This is a genomic window from Kribbella sp. NPDC051587 (assembly GCF_044453945.1).
Taxonomy (GTDB): domain Bacteria; phylum Actinomycetota; class Actinomycetes; order Propionibacteriales; family Kribbellaceae; genus Kribbella.
This window is the reverse complement of sequence record NZ_JBITDE010000011.1, coordinates 136,882-154,304: the sequence shown is the minus strand read 5'-3', so window position 1 is coordinate 154,304 and position 17,423 is coordinate 136,882. Positions and strand designations below refer to the sequence as shown.

Sequence of the window (17,423 nt, the reverse complement as noted above, 5' to 3'; positions counted from 1 at the left end):
TCACCAACTCTTGGCGACCCGTCCGTTCCACGCTCAGCATCCCCGCGCGAACCACGCCGACGCCGGGTTGATGAGTGGCACAGGTCCGCCTCCGATCGGCTACCGTCAGCGGGTGTTCCCCGCGAAGATCGACGAGCAGCCCGATACCTACCTGAAGAGTGTCGGCGAGGTGTTCGCCGAGTTCGGCGAGCACACCCAGGACTCCGGCAACATCTCGTACGGCGTGACGATCGACGGCCACCGCTACTTCGTCAAAACGCCCGGCATCCCGGAGGATCCCAAGCCGTTCGCCCCAGCACCCCGCCGCCAGGAAGCAGTCCGCCGCGCCGGCCGCCTCGCCGCCGAGATCGAACACGACCTGCTCCCCGCCTACCACGGCCTGATCGAGACCCCCTGGGGCCCGGCCCTCGTCTTCGACTGGCGCGAAGGCGACCACCTCGGCACCCACCTCGACCGCTTCCGCGCCTTGTCCGCCGACGAGATCAGCGAAGCCCTCGACCAGCTCTACGACCTGCACGACGTCCTGACCTCGTCCGGCTGGGTCGAAGGCGACTTCTACGACGGCGCCATGCTCTACGACTACGACACCCACCAGCTCACCGTCATGGACCTCGACGACTACCGCCCCGGTGCCTACCGCAACGACATGGGCCGCATGTTCGGCTCCACCCGCTTCATGGCCCCCGAACAACTCACCCTCGACGCCCTCATCGACGACAGCACCACAGCCTTCGTCATGGCCCGCACCGCCCTCATCCTCCTAGGCGACGGCACCCTCGACCGCCCCGCCTTCCGCGGCACCAACCCCCAGTACGCCGTCCTCCACCAAGCCACCACCACCCGCTACGACAGCTACCAAGCCTTCTACAGCGCCTGGCTAGAAGCCTCCTCAATGACATAACCCAGCTGCTCCAGTCGCTCAAGGTGATCACCAGGGGTGGGCTGGTCTAGCGCCCATGCAGCTCGTGATGCGGCGGTGAGCGCCGCCGTCAGTACGGCGCCGCGCCGTACGACGGGGTTGGCGGGGAGGATGTGGTGAGCGGCGGTGGGTAGGGCGATCAGGAGGTAGCCGAGGTCGAAGCCGGCTGGGCCGAGGCCGAACTGTTCCCAGTCGAGGGCGAGCACGTTGTCGCCGTCCCAGCCGTTCAGATTCCCCGGATGCGCGTCGCCGTGGGTGGGGACTCGCGGCAGGGTGTCGAGTTCCGCGAGCGCGGCGGATCGCCGTACCCACAAACGCCGCAGGTGCTCCAGCAACGTCCCGGAGACGTGATCCCACAACACGTCCCAACCACCTCGTGCCTCGACGGTTGCCATGCGGTCCCGCAGGACGTCGCGCGCACCCCACGCCGGTTCCTCGAGCTGAGCGTCCGCGAATCGCCGAAGCCCGTCAGCGAGTCGTCCGGCATCCACGGGTGCAGGCTCGACGTACTCGGACAGGACTGTGATCCCGTCTGCGTCACGCTGTACGGCGACGTAGCGCGGCGAGCGTAGTCCCGGCGTACTGGCGACGATGCCGGACTCGGCGACGAGCGCTTGTCGTTCCCAGTAGGCGTGGTGGCGGGCGGTTGTCACGCCGGGGAGGAGGCGTTTGGCGACCAGGCCTTCGGGGGTGATCCAGACGCCGCCGTTGGACTGGCCGGTGCCGGGCTGGAGGGGTCTCATCGTCCAGATTTAACCCGATGGTGTCACCATGGGTAGACGAAGGAGTGAGCGCTTGCTTACGAGGCGTGACTGTTGACAGTGAACGGCGTGCTGGCGGTGGAATGTCTGTCCACCTGTCGGGCGTCATGAGGTAGTCTCGGGACACCCGGCTTGGGCCAATGTTGTCCCGCGGCCAGTTGTTGACCGTAGGACGACGGGAGCCCCTGAATGTTTGGTCGCGCCCCCTTTCCACGTGAGGGTTTGTACGACGGCCGCCACGAGCACGATGCGTGTGGTGTCGCCTTCGTCGCAACCCTGACGGGAATTCCCAGCCACGACATCGTGGCGAAGGCTTTGACCGCCCTGCGTAATCTCGAGCATCGTGGTGCGTCCGGCGCGGAGCCGGATTCCGGCGACGGCGCCGGAATCCTGATCCAGGTCCCGGACGCGTACTACCGCAAGGTGTGCGACTTCGAGCTGCCGGTCGCGCGTGGGTACGCGACCGGGATCGCGTTCCTGCCGGCCGAGGCCGACGACGCCGCGAAGGCGATCGCGCGGATCGAGGAGATCGCGGCCGAGGAGAAGCTGACCGTGCTGGGCTGGCGCGACGTGCCGACCACGCCGGAGCTGCTCGGCAGTACGGCGCGTTCGGTGATGCCGACGTTCAAGCAGCTGTTCGTGGCGGCGCGGGCCGGCCGGGTGCTGGGGCTGGCCCTGGAGCGGATGGCCTTCCGGCTGCGCAAGCGGGCCGAGAAGGAGACCGAGACCTACTTCCCGTCGCTGTCCGGCCGGACCATCACCTACAAGGGGATGCTGACCACCGACCAGCTGGACAAGTTCTTCCCCGAGCTGACCGACCCTGATCTGGCTTCGGCGATCGGCGTCGTGCACAGCCGGTTCTCCACCAACACGTTCCCGTCCTGGCCGCTGGCGCACCCGTACCGGTACATCGCCCACAACGGTGAGATCAACACCGTCCAGGGCAACCGGAACTGGATGCGCGCCCGCGAGGCGTTGCTGTCGAGCGACCTGATCCCGGGTGACCTCGAGCAGCTCTACCCGATCTGTACGCCGGGCGCTTCGGACTCGGCGTCGTTCGATGAGGTGCTCGAGCTTCTGCACCTCGGTGGTCGTTCACTGCCGCACGCGATGCTGATGATGATCCCGGAGGCGTGGGAGAACGCCACCACGATGGACCCGAAGCGGCGCGCGTTCTACGAGTTCCACTCGACGATGATGGAGCCCTGGGACGGACCGGCCTCGGTCGTGTTCTCCGACGGCACCAAGGTCGGCGCGGTGCTCGACCGCAACGGCCTGCGCCCCTCGCGGTACTGGGTGACCGAGGACGGCCTGGTCGTGCTCGCGTCCGAGGCCGGTGTGCTGGACATCGACCCCGCCACGGTCACCGAGAAGGGCCGGCTCGAGCCGGGCCGCATCTTCCTCGTCGACGTCGAGAAGCACCGGATCGTCACCGACGCCGAGGTGAAGAACGCGCTCGCGAACGAGAACCCGTACGACGAATGGCTGCACGCCGGCCTGATCCGGTTCGAGGACCTGCACGAGCGCGAGCACGTCGTGCACAGCCACGCGTCGGTGACGCGCCGCCAGCAGGTGTTCGGGTACACCGAGGAGGAGCTGCGGGTCATCCTCACCCCGATGGCCAGGAGCGGCACCGAGCCGATCGGTTCGATGGGCACCGACACGCCGATGGCGATGCTGAGTGACCGGTCGCGGCCGTTGTTCGACTACTTCGCGCAGCTGTTCGCCCAGGTGACCAACCCGCCGCTGGACGCGATCCGCGAGGAGCTCGTCACTTCGCTGTCGTCGAGCCTCGGCCCGGAGTCGAACCTGCTGAACCCGAGCCCGTCGTCGTGCCGTCAGGTGGTGATCCCGTTCCCGGTGATCACCAACGACGAGCTCGCGAAGCTCCGCCACATCAACCTCGACGGCGACATGCCCGGCCTGGCCACCACGGTCCTGCGCGGCGTGTACGACGTCGAGGGCGGCGGCGAGGCCCTGAAGACCCGGCTCGACGAGATCTGCGCCGAGGCCGACGAGGCGATCCGGGAGGGCGCGCGCATCGTCGTACTGTCCGACCGGCACTCGAACGCTGACAGTGCGCCGATCCCGTCGCTGCTGCTGACCGCGGCCGTGCACCACCACCTGGTCCGGGAGAAGACCCGCACCCAGGTCGGCCTGGTCGTGGAAGCAGGAGATGTACGCGAAGTTCATCATGTCGCACTTCTGATGGGGTACGGCGCTGCCGCGATCAACCCGTATCTCGCGCTGGAGTCGGTCGAGGACCTGTGTCGTCGCGGCACCTACCTGCCGGGTGTCGAGCCCGAGCAGGCTGTTCGCAACGTCGTGAAGTCGCTCGGCAAGGGCGTCCTCAAGGTGATGTCGAAGATGGGCGTGTCGACGGTCGCGTCGTACACGGGTGCACAGATCTTCGAGGCCAACGGCCTGTCGCCGGAGCTGGTCGAGCAGTACTTCACCGGTACGTCGTCCAAGCTCGGCGGGATCGGCCTGGACACGATCGCCGAGGAGGTCCGGCAGCGCCACCTGCGCGCCTACCCGGCCGACGGCATCCTGACCGCGCACCGCAAGCTCGAGGTCGGCGGTGAGTACCAGTGGCGGCGTGAAGGCGAGCCGCACCTGTTCGACCCCGAGACCGTGTTCCGGCTGCAGCACAGCACCCGCAGCGGGCGGTACGACATCTTCAAGCAGTACACGGCACGCGTGGACGAGCAGTCCGAGCGGCTGATGACGCTGCGTGGACTCTTCGGTTTCAAGGAGAATCGGGAGCCCATCTCGATCGACGAGGTCGAGCCGGTCAGCGAGATCGTCAAGCGGTTCTCCACCGGTGCGATGAGCTACGGCTCGATCAGCGCCGAGGCGCACACCACGCTCGCGATCGCGATGAACCAGCTCGGCGCCAAGTCGAACACGGGGGAGGGCGGCGAGGACTCCGAGCGGCTGCACGACCCCGCCCGGCGGAGCTCGATCAAGCAGGTCGCGTCCGGCCGGTTCGGTGTCACGTCGGAGTACCTGACGAACTCCGACGACATCCAGATCAAGATGGCGCAGGGTGCCAAGCCCGGTGAGGGTGGTCAGCTCCCCGGGAACAAGGTCTACCCGTGGGTGGCCAGCACCCGGCACTCGACCCCCGGCGTCGGCCTGATCTCGCCGCCGCCGCACCACGACATCTATTCGATCGAGGATCTGGCGCAGCTGATCCACGACCTGAAGAACGCGAACCCGCAGGCCCGCATCCACGTGAAGCTGGTCTCCGAGGTCGGCGTCGGCACGATCGCCGCAGGCGTTTCGAAGGCGCACGCGGACGTCGTACTGATCTCCGGGCACGATGGTGGCACTGGCGCGGCGCCGCTGACGTCGCTCAAGCACGCAGGTGGTCCGTGGGAGCTCGGCCTGGCCGAGACCCAGCAGACGCTGCTGCTCAACGGGCTGCGCGACCGGATCGTCGTACAGACCGATGGTCAGCTCAAGACCGGCCGGGACGTCGTGATCGCGGCGCTGCTGGGAGCGGAGGAGTACGGGTTCGCCAGTGCGCCGCTGGTCGTGTCGGGCTGCATCATGATGCGCGTCTGCCACCTGGACACCTGCCCGGTCGGCGTCGCCACCCAGAACCCGGTCCTGCGGGAGCGCTTCTCGGGCAAGCCGGAGTTCGTGGTGAACTTCTTCGAGTTCATCGCCGAAGAGGTCCGCGAGTACCTGGCGGAGCTCGGGTTCCGGACGCTGGAAGAGGCGGTCGGGCACGCCGAGGTGCTGGACATCAAGCGCGCGGTCGACCACTGGAAGGCCGACGGTCTCGATCTGACGCCGATCCTGCACGTGCCGTCGCTGCCCGAGGGCGCCTCCCGGCACCAGGTCATCGAGCAGGACCACGGCCTCGACAAGGCCCTGGACAACGAGCTGATCCGGATCTGCCGGCCGGCGCTCGAGAACGGCGAACCGGTCCGGGCCCAGCTCGCGATCCGCAACGTCAACCGGACCGTCGGGACCATGCTCGGCCACGAGATCACCAAGCGGTACCGCGCGGCCGGGCTGGCCGACGGCACCATCGACCTGACCTTCACCGGGTCGGCCGGAAACTCGTTCGCCGCCTTCGTCCCGCGCGGTGTCACGCTGCGCCTCGAAGGCGACGCGAACGACTACGTCGGCAAGGGGCTGTCCGGTGGCCGGGTCGTCATCCGCCCGGACCGGCACGCCCGGTTCGACGCGGCCGACCAGATCATCGCCGGCAACGTCATCGCGTACGGCGCGACGTCCGGCGAACTGTTCATCAGTGGTGGCGCCGGGCAACGGTTCTGTGTCCGGAACTCCGGAGCCACCGCGGTCGTCGAGGCAGTCGGCGACCACGCCTGCGAATACATGACCGGCGGGCGCGTCGTCGTACTGGGCGCTGTCGGACGGAACTTCGCAGCGGGCATGTCGGGCGGCGTGGCCCACGTGCTCGACCTGGACCGCGCCCTGGTGAACAAGGAGCTGGTCGACCTGCTCCCGCTCACCGAGGCCGAGTCCGACCTGTTGCAGGACCTGGTCCGGCGTCATCACGAGGAGACCGGTTCGGAGCGGGCAGCCAAGCTGCTCGGCGACTGGCAGGCGGCCGGTTCGCGGTTTACAACAGTGATGCCCCGCGACTACGCCCGGGTTCTGGCAGCCAAGGCGGCTGCCGAACGCGACGGGCTGGACGAGGACGCCACCACGCGAGCGATGATGGAGGCCATCTGATGGCTGACCCGAAGGGTTTTCTCACCACTGGTCGTGAGGTCGCCGAGCGGCGTCCGGTCGAGGAGCGGTTGCAGGACTGGAAAGAGGTCTACCCCGGTGGACCGGGCAAGGCGCTGCTGCCGATCATCACCAAGCAGGCCGGCCGCTGCATGGACTGCGGGATCCCGTTCTGCCACAGCGGCTGCCCGCTGGGCAACCTGATCCCGGAGTGGAACGACCTGGTCTGGCGGGACGACTGGTCCTCGGCGATCGAGCGGTTGCATGCCACCAACAACTTCCCGGAGTTCACCGGGCGGCTGTGCCCGGCACCGTGCGAGACCTCGTGCGTGCTCGGCATCAACCAGGACCCGGTCACGATCAAGAACGTCGAGGTCGCGATCATCGACAAGGCCTGGGAGACCGGGCACGTCCGGCCGCAGCCGCCGGAGTGGCTGACCGGCAAGACGATCGCGGTCGTCGGCTCCGGCCCGGCCGGGCTGTCCGTCGCGCAGCAGCTGACCCGCGCCGGGCACACGGTCGCGGTCTACGAGCGCGCCGAGGCGCCGGGCGGGCTGCTGCGGTTCGGCATCCCCGAGTTCAAGATGGAGAAGGAACAGGTCGACCGCCGGATCCAGCAGATGAAGGAAGAGGGCACGGTCTTCCGGTCCGGCGTCAACGTCGGCGTGGACGTCACCGGTACGCAGCTCAAGCAGCGCTACGACGCGGTCGTGATCGCGACCGGCGCCACCGCGGCGCGTGATCTGCCGGTGCCGGGTCGTGAGTACGGCGGTATCCACCAGGCGATGGAATACCTGCCGCAGGCCAACCGGGTCGCTCTCGGCAAGCCGGTCGAGGACCAGATCGTTGCCACCGGCAAGGACGTGGTCATCATCGGTGGCGGCGACACCGGCGCCGACTGCCTCGGTACGGCGCACCGCCAGGGCGCGCGCTCGGTCACCCAGCTCGAGATCATGCCGCGGCCCGGTGACGACCGGCCGGCCGGTCAGCCGTGGCCGACGTACCCGATGATCTACCGGGTCGCCTCGGCGCACGAGGAGGGCGGCGAGCGCGTGTACGCCGTCTCCACGGTGAACTTCGAGGCCGATGCCGACGGCAACGTCTCCGGGCTGAACCTGGTCGAGGTGAAGTTCGAGGGCGGCAAGTTCAACCCGGTCGAGGGCTCGGAGCGGACCATCCCCACGCAGCTCGTGCTGCTGGCGATGGGCTTCCTCGGCCCCGAGCGCGAGGGCTTCCTCGAGCAGCTCGGTGTCGAGCTCGACGAGCGTGGCAACGTCAAGCGGGACAAGAACTACCACACCTCGGTCGAGGGCGTCTTCGCCTGCGGCGACGCCGGCCGCGGCCAGTCGCTGATCGTCTGGGCGATCGCCGAAGGCCGTTCCTGCGCCAACGGCGTCGACGCCCACCTCACCGGTTCCTCCACCCTCCCCACCCCCATCCCACCCACCGCCCGCCCCCTCGCCGTCTGACCCGCCCCCATTTGGCTGGCTAGGCACCGCCGTTGGGGGTTTTGCACTCTGGTTAAGGGTGCCGAACCCCTGATTTGCGTGGCTAGCCAGGCAAATTCGGTACGGCGGGGTGGTGGGGTCGGTTGATTGGGGGGAGGGGGCCGATAGGTTGGAGTTGTGGTCAGGCGGTTGGTGACGAAGAGGCGGGTCCGCGCGGTGGCGCCGTGGGCCGGGCTGTTCGTGCTCTGGGCGGTGACCACGGTGCTGATCGGGGCGATGGGGTTCTCCCACGACTCCGAGCGGGTCACCATCGGGGCGCACGCGGCAACGATCTCGCCGACGTTCGACGGGCACGCGACACTCGACCTCGGCGCGGTACTGCCCCGGTTGCGGATCGCAACCGATACACCAGGCGGGATCGGTGTGAACGTCGACGTACAGGAGACTGACGCCGACAACCTGACCGAGCTGCTCAACCGGGACGCGTTGATCGCCTCGCAGCCCGACGGTGAGATCGCGCGGATCCAGCAGGTCATCCAGGAGATGGCGATCGACAACCTGGTCGCCGGGGCCGGTTCCGGGCTGCTCGTGGTCGTGGTGGTGACGACCTTGTGGACGTCGCTCGGTCGTCGCCGGCGCCGGGAGCTGTGGGATCTCGTGCACCGCCACGAACGGCGGTTCGAGCACCGCGCGATCGTCGTACTGGTCGCGATGCTGATCACGATCGCGTCGATCTTCGGACCAGGACGGATGCGTACGGCGGAGGTCGCGCCGACCGAATGGCGGCCACTGGCCGAACTGCTCCCGCAACTGTCGCTCGATCCGCGGCTGAAGCGGGTCGAGGTGGCGTCCGGGTTCTCCACGACCGGTGGGGTCGGGGTGATCAAGACGGCGGTGCAGACGTACGAGCGCTCCACCGAGTTCTACGGGCGGCTGCGTGAGCAGGTCAGCCGGGTCGGTGGCCGGATCCACCAGGCGACCGAGAAGGAAACCGTTGCCCTGCTGGTCTCGGACCGCCACGACAACATCGGGATGGACCCGGTCGCCAGCGAGGTCGCCAAGGTGGCCGGCGCGAAGCTGCTGATCGACGCCGGTGACGACTCGTCGTCCGGGCAGTCGTGGGAGGTGTTCAGCATCCACTCGCTGCGAGAGCACTTCAAGGACCTCAAGGTGGTCGCGGTGGCCGGCAACCACGACGCCGGTGGGCACATCGAGGACGCGATGCGCAAGAACGGCTTCACCGTGCTCGACAGCAAACCGGTCGAGGTCGAGGGCATCCGGTTCCTGGGCGACAGCGACCCGACCAAGACGGGGCTCGGCAGCGCGGACAGCCCCGGCGACGAGACGACCGCCGAGCAGTCCAAGCGGCTCGCTGACGTCGCCTGCGCGCAGCCGGACGACAAACGCATCTCGACGATGGTCGTCCACGATCCGTCCTCGTTCGCCGACACGGCCGCCCGGGGCTGCGCGACGCTGCTGCTGTCCGGACATCTGCACCGGCAGGTCGGGCCGGAGACGAAGGTCGTCGACGAGCGGCCGGTGACGACGTACACGAACGGCACGACCGGGGGAGCGGCGTACGCGTTCGCACTCGGGTACACCCTGCGGCGGCCGGGCGAGATGACGCTGGTCACCTATACCGACGGCAAGCCGATCGGCCTCCAGACGGTCACCGCCGGGCTGGCCGGCGAGCTCACCGTCGGCGCCTACACCCCCTTGCCCTCCTGACTTTTCAGGCTCTGCCGCGGCTCGTCACAAGGTGGTGACCCGCAAGTAATGGGGGTGGACCAGCGGAGCAGTGGTCTTGTAGGAGTAGGGTTTTGTGACGTGCGTCGCGCAAAGATCGTTTGTACGCTCGGCCCGGCTACTGCCGCCCCCGAGCGCATCCTGGAACTCGTCCAAGCCGGTATGGACGTGGCTCGTCTCAACCTGAGCCACGGTGCCCATGCCGAGCACGAGCGGATCTATCAGCGGATCCGCACCGCCGCCGCCGAGACCGGCAAGAACGTCGGCATCCTGGTCGACCTGCAGGGTCCGAAGATCCGGTTGGCCGAGTTCGCCGAAGGCAAGGTCACGCTGACCTACGGTGAGCGGTTCACCATCACCACCCGGGAGGTGCCGGGTGACGTGACCATCTGCGGAACGACGTACGACGGTCTGCCCGGCGACGTGAAACCCGGCGACCAGCTGCTCATCGACGACGGCCGGATCGCGCTCGTCGCCGAGGAGGTGACCGCGACCGACGTGGTCTGCCGCGTCACCGTCGGCGGGCCGGTGTCGAACCACAAGGGCATCAACCTGCCCGGCGTCGCGGTCAGCGTGCCGGCGATGTCCGAGAAGGACGTCGAGGACCTGCGGTGGGCGCTGCACCTGCCCGCCGACATGATCGCGCTGTCGTTCGTCCGGGACGCCGCCGACATCCTGCTGGTGCACAAGATCATGGACGAGGAGGGCCTCCGGCTCCCCGTCATCGCCAAGATCGAGAAGCCGCAGGCGGTCGCCAACCTGGACGAGATCGTCGAGGCCTTCGACGGCTTCATGGTCGCCCGCGGTGACCTCGGCGTCGAGCTCCCGCTCGAAGAGGTGCCGCTGGTCCAGAAGCTGATCATCGACCAGGCCCGGCTGAACGCGAAGCCGGTGATCGTCGCCACCCAGATGCTGGAGTCGATGATCTCCGCCCCGCGCCCGACCCGGGCCGAGGCCTCCGACGTCGCCAACGCCGTCCTCGACGGCGCCGACGCGGTGATGCTGTCCGGTGAGACCAGCGTCGGCCGGTTCCCGATCGAGACCGTCAACACGATGGCCCGGATCGTCGAGTCGACCGAGGAACACGGTCTGTCCCGGATCAAGGAGATGGAGTGGGAGCCGCGCACCAAGGGCGGCGTCATCGCCCGCGCGGCCGCCGACGTGGCCGAGCGTCTCGACGCCAAGCTGCTGGTCGCGTTCACCCAGTCCGGTGACACGGCGCTCCGGCTGGCCCGGTACCGCACCGAGATCCCGGTGCTGGCCTTCACGCCGGTCCCGTCGGTGAGTTCGTGGCTGAGCGTTGTCTGGGGCATCGAGACCCACATCGTCCCGACCGTCGACCACACCGACGAGATGGTGCGTCAGGTCGACCAGCGCCTGCTGGAGCTGGGCAAGCTGCAGAAGGGCGACCTGGTGGTCATCGTCGCCGGTTCGCCGCCCTCGATCCCCGGCTCCACCAACGCCCTGCGCGTCCACCGCATGGGTGACGCCATCGAAGGCCGGGCCCCGGCCTACCGCACTCCCAACCCGTAAGACGTGCTTCGAGGCGGACAGCTGATCAGCTGTCCGCCTCGTGGTGTTCTCAGGCGTTGACGGTGGTCGGGGTCGCGGTGCCGTAGTGCTTGGCGTAACCGTTCTCCACCCCGACCAGGATCTCGACGATGTCGAAGTAGTGATCCCAGAACAGCGTCTCGCGGAGCGCCTCGATGACCAGCTGGAAGGCTTCGTGGTCATCGGCCTCCCACACCCAGATGTCCGTGACGCGGGCCGAGTAGAACTCGGTGTCGTAGAAGCGTGAGCGGACGTTGCTGACCCGCTCGCGCACCGTCGGCAGTACGGCGGTCTCGAACGCCTCGATGCGTTCGGGCACAGTCAGATCAAGCCACTCGCGGCGGGTCTTGACGAGGATGAAGGCCGTCAGTTCGCTCATGTGTACGCCCCTGCGGTGATGTCCTCGATCAGGCCGGGGCCGGTGGGTTTCCAGCCGAGCAGATCGCGGGTGATGTCCGACTTCGCGGTCATCGTGGTGGCGAAGAAGTGACCGACGACCCCGAAGTGCTCGGCCGCCTCGGCCGGGTCGATCGACGTGACCGGTACGGCGAGCGCCGTACCGAGTGCTTCGGCAATCGCCTTGGTGGTGATGGCCTCCTCGGCTACCGCGTGCAGGCGTGATCCGGCCGGCGCCTGCTCGATGGCGAGCCGGATCAGCTGCGCCGCGTCGGTGCGATGGACGGCCGACCAGGTGCTCTCGCCATCGCCGATGTAGCCGGACACACCGTGCTTGCGCGCGGCAGCCGCGAGCCAGGTCACGAACCCCCAGTCCCCGCGCCCGTGCACCGACGGCGCGAACCTGACCGCCGAGGCCCGCACGCGCCGTACGGCGGATTCCAGCGCAAGGTTCTCGCTGCCCCCTCGGTCCGAACCGGGGCCGACCGCTGGAGACGGGTCGGACTCGAGTACCGAGCGGCCTTCGGTGATGCCCGACAAGCCGTTGGCGATCACGAACGGCCGATCGGAGCCGGCCAGGGCGTCGAGCATGGTCTCGACCGCGGCCCGCTCCGCACGGTCGGACTCTGCCGGGTTGCCCCAGTCGTGCTTATTGGCCAGGTGTACGACGGCATCCGCCTGAGCGGCGCCGTCCCGGAGCGAGTCGAGGTCGTCGAGGTCGCCGCGATGAGCGAGCGCGCCCTTCGCGGTGATCTTGGCGGCCGATTCGTCCGAGCGAGCCAGCCCGACGACCTCATGGCCGGCGGTAAGCAGCTCGTCGACGGTGGCGGACCCGATCCAGCCGGATGCTCCAGTGATGAAGACACGCATGTCGTGTCCCTCCCTCTCAATTTCGGTGCACTGTGTCCAGTAATCTAGCAATATCGAGTCACCGTGTCCAGGTATAGTGCTGTCATGGAGCACGCCAAGGTCGGCCGCCCGCGCAGCGAACAGGCCAGAGAAGCCGTCCTGCACGCCGTCGACGACCTCCTCGTCGAATCCGGCTACGCGGCCATGTCCATGAAAGGCATCGCCGAACGCGCCGGCGTCTCCCGCCAAACGGTCTACCGCTGGTGGTCCACCAAGGCCGAGATCCTCTTCGAGGCCAGCGCCACCGACGCCGAAGAAGAACTAGCCGTAACCCCCACCGGCAACCCCCAAGCAGACCTCGCCGCCTACCTGACGGCCCTCATCCACTTCCTCGCCCACTCCCAAGCCGGCATCGCCTACCGAGCCCTCCTCGGCGAAGCCCAGCACGACCCCGAAGTAGCCCGCCTGGTAGCCACCAAAGACGTCCTAGGCGACAGCGCCCGCACACTCCTCGCCCAAGCCCTCCCCGCCGCCTCCCCGGACCAAGCCGCCCCCCACCTCATCGGCCCCACCTTCTACGCCATCATGACCGGCCAAAACCCAGCCCACCTCAACCCCGCCGAGCTAGCCCGCACGTTCCTCGCCGGGCGCGAGCACTAAGCCTTCGGCCCCACCAGTTCGTCGAGTCGGGCCACACCTTCCCGCCGCGCAACCGACAACGCGTTCCGCCGCGGCATCCGCCAAGGAACGCCGAGCCGCGTGAGTGCCTCCTGGCACAACCCCATGATGTCGGCCGACTCGTTGGAGAACTGGTACCGCGGATACTCGTACCGCTTCACCACCCCGCCGACACTCCGCGTCGCCCAGTTCGCCGCCCGGCACCCGTCGGAGTTGAACAACCCACGGACGAAGAGCTCCGGTTGCGCGGCGACGATCTCTTGCTGCCAAGCCGCCAGCTCGATCCGCCGCAGGTGCTTCGGGCCCGAACCCTGCTGAGGAAACAGACAAGGCCAGTGCTTCCAGTACGACACCACCGAGGTGTAGCCAATGGCCTGCGTCCGATGCACCGGCCGAGTCGGATGTACGGCGGCGATCACCGCCGCGACCTCGTCGGTCAGCCGCGGGTACTTGTCGTCGCACGCGATCCGCAACGCGTACACCTGCCGCCGATGCTCCGACAGGCAGCCGTCGCCTAGATACCACCCGAGCAGATGCGCGTACTCCGCAGACATCGGCTGTTCGGTGCATCGCGGACACCCACTCGATCGTGGCTCCCGGTCGGCGTTGTCACGCCAGTCGCGCAGAGTGGAACGACTCACCCCAAGACGCTTGCCGATCGCGCTGAGGCTCTCACCACGCGCCATCGCCTCACGGGCCTCGATCCGCACCTTCTCGTCGTACACAAGACGAGAATCGCAAGCCCTACAGACGAAAACTGTGCCCTGGGTGGGATTCGAACCCACACTGTATGCTGTTTGAGAGCATCATCTCTGCCGTTGGATTACCAGGGCTTCTGGCGATATTTGTCAGTTCTAGATCCTAGCCCATCGAGGTGCCTGAACCGCAAATTGTCGGTCGGCTTCGAGAGCATGAGGCATGGGGCACATCAGGTCGCAGGAGACGGTTGATTCCGCGTTGCGGATGTCGGACGAGGGGTTCAGTGACCGGGCCAACGCGGCCAAACATGGCGTTGCCATCAAGACGATCCGGCGGTGGCGGAGGCTGTATCAGCGGCGCGGGCTGCCGCGTGGGACCGGATTTCAAGGGACGCCGTGTCCGCGGTGTGACGGCGCGTACCTGGATGAAGCGGCGTACGCGTTGCTGCTGGGGTGGTATCTGGGCGACGGCTCCATCGCCAGGGCTCGGCGAGGTGTGTTCACGCTGCAGATCGCCAACGATGCCAAGTATGCGGATCTCAATCGGGAGATCGTCGAGACGATCGTTCGGGTGAAGCCGACGGCAAGTCCGGTTCCACGGAGCCGGCCAGGGGCGATTATGACCGAGGCGCGGTGGAAGCACTGGCCTTGTGTGTTTCCGCAGCATGGGCCTGGGCGGAAGCACCTGCGCAAGATCGAGTTGGTGGACTGGCAGCTCGAGATCGTTGCCGAGTACCCCGAACAGCTCCTGCGGGGACTGTTTCACTCGGACGGCTGCCGGATCTTGAACTGGGCGAGCAAGCCAGGACGAGACAAGCGATACGAATACGTGCGCTACCAGTTCGCCAACGAGTCCGACGACATTCGGAAGATCCTGACCGACGCGTTGGATGTGCTGGGGATTCCTTGGCGGCAGCCGCGGCGGAATGTGATCGCGGTGAGTCGGAAGGAAGGGGTGGAGAGGCTTGATACGTTCGTCGGTCCGAAGAGTTGAGAGGGGGCTCGATACAGTGTTCACCGTGACTGCTAAGCGTGTGGTGATCGCTGAGGACGAGGCGTTGATCCGGATGGATCTGGCCGAGATGCTGGCCGAGGAGGGGTACGACGTCGTCGGGCAGGCGGGGGACGGGGAGGAGGCTATCCGGCTGGCGAGCGAGTTGCGGCCGGATCTGGTGATCCTGGACGTGAAGATGCCGAAGCTGGACGGGCTGAGCGCGGCGGAGAAGATCGCGGGGGAGCGGATCGCGCCGGTGCTGATGCTGACGGCGTTCTCGCAGCGTGAGTTGGTGGAGCGGGCGCGGGACGCGGGGGCGATGGCTTATCTGGTGAAGCCGTTCTCGAAGGCGGACCTGTTGCCGGCGATCGAGATCGCGGCGTCGCGATATGTGGAGCTGGCCGAGCTGGAGCGCGAGGTGGCGGATCTGGCCGAGCGGCTGGAGACGCGCAAGCTGGTGGACCGGGCGAAGTCGGTGCTGCAGACCAAGTTCGGGCTGTCGGAGCCGGACTCCTTCCGGTGGATCCAGAAGACCGCGATGGACAAGCGGGTGTCGATGCGGCAGGTGGCCGAGCTGGTGGTGGACGAGGCCGGCGGCAGCTGATCGCCGGTACGGCGGCCTGGTTGCCGACGGCATCGATCACGCGAACTGCCCGTCGGGGCGACCGCGGGCCGGGGCGGACGGGCGACGTACCGGCGGTGTGCGGTCCGCAGGGGCACGGATTGTCACCCGAAGGTGATATCTGGTGAAGATTTGTCACGGACGGTACCGGATGCGGCAATTTCAGAGTCGTGATCCTTCACGCAATCGACTGATCTACTGACTCTGTGTCATCGGATTAGCGCTGGGACAGTTCTCAGAATGCAAGATGGTCCTTACAGCTGTAACGACCTCACAACACAGCCAGTGCGCTGTTCGCTTGGGAGCACCCGGCGGTCTAACCTGCGGATGCTCGCGGCAAACGCGGGAGTCCGGGGATCGGCCGGACTATCCAGACATGGGAGGAACAGTGCACCAGCGTTCCGTAGTAAGGGTCGGCGCGTCGCTGATCGTTGCGTCGTTGGCCCTGACTGCCTGCGGTTCTCGCAGTGGTGGCGACAACGCCGGGGGGAGTGGCGGCAGCACCAAGACCGCCAAGATCGGCATCATCGCCCCGCTGTCGGGTGACCTGTCGGCGCTGGGCCTCGGTATCCAGCACTCCGTCGAGCTGGCCATCAAGCAGGCCAACGACAACAACACGATCCCGGGCTGGAAGCTCGAGGCCGTGCCGAAGGACGACGAGGGCAAGACCGAGCCGGGCAAGAACGCGGCCACCGCGCTGGCCGGCGACAAGGACGTCATCGGCGTCGTCGGCACGCTGAACACCAGCGTCGCCCAGCAGGTGCAGCCGGTGCTCGACCCGAAGCACATCGTCCAGGTCTCGCCGGCCAACACCGGCCCGGGCCTGACCCAGGGTGCGGACTGGCAGACGGCGCCGAAGCGCCCGTACACCAACTACTTCCGGACCTGCACGACCGACGCGGTCCAGGGCCCGTTCGCGGCCCGGTACCTGTACGAGACCGCGAAGATCACCAAGGTCGCCACGATCCACGACAAGAAGGCCTACGGCCAGGGTCTGGTCGGCACCTTCACCGAGGAGTTCAAGAAGCTCGGTGGCACCGTCGTCGCGGCGCAGACGATCAACCCCGACGACACGAACTTCAACGCGGTCATCTCGGCGGTCAAGCCGGCCGGGCCGCAGGCGATCTACTACGGCGGTGAGTACCCGCAGGCCGGGCCGCTGTCGCAGCAGATGAAGGCCGCCGGCCTGAACGTCCCGCTGATGGGCGGCGACGGCATCAAGGACCCGAAGTACATCACGCTGGCCGGTAAGAACAGCACCAACGACCTCTCGACCTCGGTCGGCGCCCCGACCGACTCGACCGAGGCCGGCAAGAAGTTCCTCGCCGACTACAAGACCGCCGGTTACAAGGAGGACTCCGCCGCGTACGGCGGTTACTCCTACGACGCCGCCAACGCGATCATCAACGCGCTGAAGACGTCGCTGGCCGGGGCCTCGGACGTGGAGTCGGCCCGGCAGAAGACGGTCGATGCCATGAGCCAGGTTTCCTTCGACGGCGTGACCGGCAAGGTCGCGTTCGACCAGTACGGCGACAGCACCTCCAAGGTGCTGACGGTCTACAAGGTCGACGCGGGTGCGTGGGCCACCGTGGAGACCAAGGCGTTCGAAACCAAGTAAGCAAGTCGACCTCATGTCTCGGGGGTGGGAGTGATCCTCCCGCCCCCGTGGCATGTCGGAACTGAGGCAGTTGGGAGGTCGACGTGGACCAGTTCTTCCAGCAGCTCGTCAATGGGCTGACCCTGGGATCGCTGTACGCCCTGATCGCCGTCGGGTACACCGTCGTCTACGGCATCGTGCAGCTCATCAACTTCGCCCATGGCGAGGTGTTCATGATCGGTGCGTTCGGCGCACTGACCACATACCTGTTGTTCTTCGAGGGCAAGACCTCGGTCTGGATCCTGCCGGTGATGATCATCGGCGCGATGATCGCGTCGGTCGGCACCGCGGTGCTGATGGAACGTGTCGCGTACCGTCCCCTGCGGAACGCGCCACGGCTGGCGCCACTGATCACCGCGATCGGCATCTCGGTGTTCCTCCAGGAGTTCATCCG

13 protein-coding genes, 1 tRNA gene and 1 pseudogene are annotated in these 17,423 nt (G+C 67.5%); 10 read left to right on the top strand and 5 right to left on the bottom strand.

Translation table 11 applies throughout. From position 1 onward, the window contains the following. The first annotated feature begins 112 nt into the window (after positions 1 to 112). Complete coding sequence (locus ACIA49_RS31690) at positions 113 to 901, top strand: hypothetical protein (RefSeq protein ID WP_396381431.1); 789 nt, start codon at positions 113 to 115, stop codon at positions 899 to 901. On the opposite strand, the gene ACIA49_RS31685 is transcribed toward ACIA49_RS31690, so the two are convergent. Continuing rightward, complete coding sequence (locus ACIA49_RS31685) at positions 865 to 1,662, bottom strand: aminoglycoside phosphotransferase family protein (protein WP_396381430.1); 798 nt, start codon at positions 1,660 to 1,662, stop codon at positions 865 to 867. The two genes, ACIA49_RS31690 and ACIA49_RS31685, sit on opposite strands and share 37 nt — an antisense overlap. A gap of 207 nt (positions 1,663 to 1,869) precedes the next feature. On the opposite strand from ACIA49_RS31685, the gene gltB reads away from it, so the two are divergent. From gltB to pyk, 4 genes are all read left to right on the top strand, one after another. After that, entirely contained in the window at positions 1,870 to 6,393 is a 4,524-nt protein-coding gene (gltB, locus tag ACIA49_RS31680; protein ID WP_396381429.1) for a glutamate synthase large subunit, read from the top strand. Continuing rightward, positions 6,393 to 7,859: a glutamate synthase subunit beta gene (locus ACIA49_RS31675; protein WP_396381427.1), complete on the top strand. Its 1,467-nt coding sequence runs from the start codon at positions 6,393 to 6,395 to the stop codon at positions 7,857 to 7,859. Before gltB ends, ACIA49_RS31675 begins: the two co-directional genes overlap by 1 nt. A 171-nt stretch (positions 7,860 to 8,030) precedes the next feature. Continuing rightward, complete coding sequence (locus tag ACIA49_RS31670) at positions 8,031 to 9,566, top strand: metallophosphoesterase (RefSeq protein ID WP_396381425.1); 1,536 nt, start codon at positions 8,031 to 8,033, stop codon at positions 9,564 to 9,566. Between the two features lie 99 nt (positions 9,567 to 9,665). Then, positions 9,666 to 11,117 (top strand): pyruvate kinase, encoded by a 1,452-nt coding sequence (pyk, locus tag ACIA49_RS31665; protein ID WP_396381424.1) that lies wholly within the window; start codon positions 9,666 to 9,668, stop codon positions 11,115 to 11,117. A 49-nt stretch (positions 11,118 to 11,166) separates the two neighbouring features. Here pyk and ACIA49_RS31660 read toward each other — a convergent pair whose 3' ends face one another. Continuing rightward, the gene (locus tag ACIA49_RS31660; protein ID WP_396381422.1) at positions 11,167 to 11,514 is read right to left on the bottom strand and encodes a darcynin family protein; all 348 of its coding nucleotides are present in this window, start codon (positions 11,512 to 11,514) and stop codon (positions 11,167 to 11,169) included. Next, positions 11,511 to 12,401, bottom strand: a complete 891-nt coding sequence (locus tag ACIA49_RS31655; protein WP_396381420.1) for an SDR family oxidoreductase — start codon at positions 12,399 to 12,401, stop codon at positions 11,511 to 11,513. The genes ACIA49_RS31660 and ACIA49_RS31655 overlap by 4 nt, the downstream gene beginning before the upstream one ends. 84 nt (positions 12,402 to 12,485) lie before the next feature. Here ACIA49_RS31655 and ACIA49_RS31650 point away from each other — a divergent pair, with 84 nt between their 5' ends. Continuing rightward, on the top strand, positions 12,486 to 13,040 hold the full coding sequence (locus tag ACIA49_RS31650; protein WP_396381418.1) for a TetR/AcrR family transcriptional regulator: 555 nt from the start codon (positions 12,486 to 12,488) through the stop codon (positions 13,038 to 13,040). Here ACIA49_RS31650 and ACIA49_RS31645 read toward each other — a convergent pair. Beyond that, positions 13,037 to 13,783, bottom strand: a complete 747-nt coding sequence (locus ACIA49_RS31645; protein ID WP_396381417.1) for a helix-turn-helix domain-containing protein — start codon at positions 13,781 to 13,783, stop codon at positions 13,037 to 13,039. The two genes, ACIA49_RS31650 and ACIA49_RS31645, sit on opposite strands and share 4 nt — an antisense overlap. Before the next feature lie 35 nt (positions 13,784 to 13,818). After that, positions 13,819 to 13,891, bottom strand: a tRNA-Leu gene (locus ACIA49_RS31640). A 361-nt stretch (positions 13,892 to 14,252) separates the two neighbouring features. Between ACIA49_RS31640 and ACIA49_RS31635 the strand changes: the two genes are divergently transcribed. From ACIA49_RS31635 to ACIA49_RS31620, 4 genes and pseudogenes are all read left to right on the top strand, one after another. Further along, complete coding sequence (locus ACIA49_RS31635) at positions 14,253 to 14,750, top strand: hypothetical protein (protein WP_396381416.1); 498 nt, start codon at positions 14,253 to 14,255, stop codon at positions 14,748 to 14,750. A 16-nt stretch (positions 14,751 to 14,766) separates the two neighbouring features. After that, positions 14,767 to 15,354, top strand: a complete 588-nt coding sequence (locus tag ACIA49_RS31630) for an ANTAR domain-containing response regulator (protein ID WP_396381415.1) — start codon at positions 14,767 to 14,769, stop codon at positions 15,352 to 15,354. A gap of 394 nt (positions 15,355 to 15,748) precedes the next feature. Next, on the top strand, positions 15,749 to 16,990 hold the full coding sequence (locus ACIA49_RS31625) for a branched-chain amino acid ABC transporter substrate-binding protein (RefSeq protein WP_396381414.1): 1,242 nt from the start codon (positions 15,749 to 15,751) through the stop codon (positions 16,988 to 16,990). An 83-nt stretch (positions 16,991 to 17,073) separates the two neighbouring features. Continuing rightward, a pseudogene (locus ACIA49_RS31620) lies at positions 17,074 to 17,412 on the top strand (branched-chain amino acid ABC transporter permease); the annotation flags it as partial. Positions 17,413 to 17,423: the final 11 nt, after the last annotated feature.

Coding starts and splice junctions, on each gene's coding strand:
- gltB (WP_396381429.1), top strand. CDS start 1,870: ATGTTTGGTCGCGCCCCCTTTCCACGTGAGGGTTTGTACGACGGCCGC.
- ACIA49_RS31650 (WP_396381418.1), top strand. CDS start 12,486: ATGGAGCACGCCAAGGTCGGCCGCCCGCGCAGCGAACAGGCCAGAGAA.
- ACIA49_RS31625 (WP_396381414.1), top strand. CDS start 15,749: ATGGGAGGAACAGTGCACCAGCGTTCCGTAGTAAGGGTCGGCGCGTCG.
- ACIA49_RS31685 (WP_396381430.1), bottom strand. CDS start 1,662: ATGAGACCCCTCCAGCCCGGCACCGGCCAGTCCAACGGCGGCGTCTGG.
- ACIA49_RS31655 (WP_396381420.1), bottom strand. CDS start 12,401: ATGCGTGTCTTCATCACTGGAGCATCCGGCTGGATCGGGTCCGCCACC.
- ACIA49_RS31675 (WP_396381427.1), top strand. CDS start 6,393: ATGGCTGACCCGAAGGGTTTTCTCACCACTGGTCGTGAGGTCGCCGAG.
- ACIA49_RS31660 (WP_396381422.1), bottom strand. CDS start 11,514: ATGAGCGAACTGACGGCCTTCATCCTCGTCAAGACCCGCCGCGAGTGG.